Here is a 3107-nt window from a genome sequence, read left to right as displayed (position 1 = left end):
CCCTGCGGGTAACGGCCGCACTCCAGGAGCTCGAGGCGCGCGGGGCGATCCGCTCGTTCGTGCTGCAGACCGCGCCGCCGCCCCCGCCCGGCGCCGCCGGCTCGAGCGGGTACCCGCCGCCGCCCCGAGCAGGCGCCGCGCCGGTACCTCCGCCACCGGCGCCGGCCGCCCCGCAGTGGCCGGCCGCGCCCACCCCGCCACCTCCTCCGCCGTCGTGGTTGACCAAGGATGAGAGCGGCGACGTCTGACCCGAGGTCGCCGCGCCGCAGCGCCGCTCGAAGGCGGACGTCAAAATAGCGCCGCGGGGTGCTGCGACGCCGCGGCGAGCGGGTCGAGGTCGGAGAGCGTGAGCCGGTGGCGGGGCTCGGGAGGGAACGGAGTGCTGGACCGGATGCTCAGGTCGGCGTGCACGCGCACGAGCTCACCGGGTTCCAGCAGCCGCCACCCCGGGTCGTCGTCCATCCGCTCGCTCGCGATGAGCACCGAGGCGGTGCTGGCCAGGTGGGCGGATCGCGCGTGGATCCGATCGCTGCGCGCGTCGAGGTCGCGCTCGGTGCCCGTGCCGCCGGCCGGACGTTCCAGCACGTACAGCTCGTGGGTCGCCGGGTAGCGCAACGCCCACAGATCGGTGCCGGTGCTCAGCACGAAGTTGAGGGCGTAGACCGGCAGGTTCTCGCCGATCCAGGCGATCGCGGCGACCAGGCCCGCGTCCACGTCGCCGTCGTGCAGGCGCGTCTCGCCGGTGATCAGCGCGAAGATCCGTTCGCTGTCGGTGTCGCCGTGCACGACCCGCGCGACGCCCAGGTCGGAGAGGCGCGCGTCCAGGTCGGGCAGGGCGTGAACCACGCCGTTGTGCGCGAACAGCCGGCCGTCCTGCAGGAACGGGTGCGTGTTGGCCAGGGTCAGGCCGCCCGTGCTGGCGTATCGGACATGGGCCACGAACGTCGTGCCGCGCAGGTCGTGCGCCGCGGAGGCGAACCGGACGTCCTGCCACGCCGCGATGGACTTCTTGTCGATCGTCGCCAGGCCGTCAGTGTCGAAAACTCCGATACCGGCTCCGTCGGGATTGCGATGGCTCTGGGCGGAGAGGCTGTCCGGGGCGTCCACGAGCCAGAACGTGGCGCGCACCGCGGTGGCGCCGCCGTGCAGGCCGAACAGGCGGCACATCCGGCGAATCACCTCCCACTGCGATGCCTGTCGAGCAGGTAGCTCCGGAGACGATCTCCCGCTCAGCCAGCATCCCGCCGCCGCTCTCGCCGGGCATCCCGAACATCCCGAGGTCCCAACCCGCGTCGGCGCGGGCGCGCTAAGGTCACGAGGTTGTCTCGGCTGAGCGTGCCGAGGCGAGCGAACCGAACGCAGAACACGAAGGACGAGAACTCCATGGCTGCTCTGCACACCGAGTACCTCACCGAGGACCTCGACGAGGCCGGTCACCCCCGGTCCTTCGCGCTGAGCTGCCCGCCCGACTTCAACTTCGGGTACGACGTCGTGGACCGGATCGGTGCCCAGTCCCCGGACCGCCGTGCGCTGCGCTGGTGCAACGACGACGGCGAGCAGCGCACCTTCACCTTCGGGGAGATGGCGCGGCTCAGCGACCAGGCGGCGTCGTACTTCCTGTCCCTCGGCATCCGCAAGGGGGATCGGGTGCTGCTGATCCTCAAGCGGCACCCGCAGTTCTGGTGGGCCATCACGGCGCTGCACAAGATCGGGGCCGTCGCGGTCCCGGCCACGAACCAGCTCAAGGCGTACGACCTGGTGTTCCGGCTCGTCGAGGCGGACATCTCCGCCGTGCTGTGCACGCTCGAGGGGCAGGTCGCCCAGGAGGTCGAGGCGGCCGAGACCGAGCTCGGCCGTCCGCTGGTGAAGATCGGTGTGCGCGGCAACCGGGACGGCTGGCTGGACCTGGACGAGGGTCTGGCCGGCGCCGCGCCGTTCGTCCGCCCGACCGGCGAGGACCTGCCCGCGCTGACCGACCCGATGCTGCTGTACTTCACCTCGGGCACGACCGCGCAGCCGAAGATGGTCGCGCACGACTTCTCCTACCCGGTCGCGCACATCGCGACCGCGAAGTACTGGCACAAGGTCGATCCCGACGGGCTGCACCTGACGGTCTCGGAGACCGGCTGGGCCAAGTCGGTCTGGGGCAAGCTCTACGGACAGTGGCTGCTGGAGGCCTGCGTCGACGTCTACGACTTCGACCGGTTCAACCCGGTCCTGCTGCTCGAGCACCTCGCCGGCGCCCGGGTCACCACGTTCTGCGCGGCCCCGACGGTCTACCGGTTCCTCATCAAGCAGGACCTGTCCCGCTTCGACCTGTCGGCGCTGGCGCACTGCACCATCGCGGGCGAGGCGATGAACCCGGTGGTCTTCGAGAAGTTCAAGGAGCTCACCGGGCTCGAGCTCAAGGAGGGCTACGGCCAGACCGAACTGACCCTCGCCGTCGTGACGAACTACTGGCAGCCGACCAAGGCCGGGTCGATGGGCCTGCCCTCCCCGGGCTACGACGTCGTGCTGCTCGCCGAGGACGGCACCGAGGCCGCCACCGGCGAGGACGGCGAGATCTGCATCCGGGTGCCCGACGGCGGCAAGCCGCTCGGCCTGTTCAGCGGGTACCACGGCGACCCGGTGACGACCGCGACCGTGTGGCACGACGGCATCTACCACACCCATGACCTGGCCCGGAGGGACGAGGACGGCTACTTCTGGTACGTCGGGCGGACCGACGACATGATCAAGACCTCCGGCTACCGGGTGGGCCCGTTCGAGGTCGAGAGCGTCGTCATGGCACACCCCGCGGTGCTGGAGTGCGCGGTCACGGGCATGCCGGACGAGGTCCGCGGCGCGGTGGTCAAGGCCACGATCGTGCTCGCCGGGGGGTTCGAGCCGACCGACGAGCTCGGACGAGAGATCCAGACCTTCGTCAAGCACCGCACCGCGCCGTACAAGTACCCGCGCGTGATCGCGTTCGTCGACGCGATGCCGACGACGATCTCGGGCAAGATCCGCCGGGTGCAGATCCGCCAGGATGACCACCGCGTCCTGCCTGACCCCACCACCCCCGCAACGTCCGAGCGTTGACGTCCTATAGGACGTCAACGCTCGGA

The 3107-nt window shown here is 70.8% G+C and carries 3 protein-coding genes; 2 read left to right on the top strand and 1 reads right to left on the bottom strand.

Features of this window, described 5'->3' with window-relative positions:
- The coding region (locus tag VIM26_RS18330; RefSeq protein ID WP_331953876.1) for a hypothetical protein at positions 1-248 on the top strand (248 nt) is incomplete at its 5' end.
- A gap of 40 nt (positions 249-288) precedes the next feature.
- On the opposite strand, the gene VIM26_RS18325 is transcribed toward VIM26_RS18330, so the two are convergent.
- Entirely contained in the window at positions 289-1167 is an 879-nt protein-coding gene (locus VIM26_RS18325) for a class II glutamine amidotransferase (protein WP_331953874.1), read from the bottom strand.
- Between the two features lie 216 nt (positions 1168-1383).
- Between VIM26_RS18325 and VIM26_RS18320 the strand changes: the two genes are divergently transcribed.
- Positions 1384-3081, top strand: a complete 1698-nt coding sequence (locus tag VIM26_RS18320; protein WP_331953873.1) for an AMP-binding protein — start codon at positions 1384-1386, stop codon at positions 3079-3081.
- Positions 3082-3107 lie beyond the last annotated feature (26 nt).

The sequence above is a fragment of the Pengzhenrongella sp. genome (assembly GCF_036565025.1).
GTDB lineage: Bacteria > Actinomycetota > Actinomycetes > Actinomycetales > Cellulomonadaceae > Pengzhenrongella.
The sequence above is the reverse complement of the archived record's forward strand: the minus strand, read 5'-3'. Positions and strand labels throughout refer to the sequence as shown.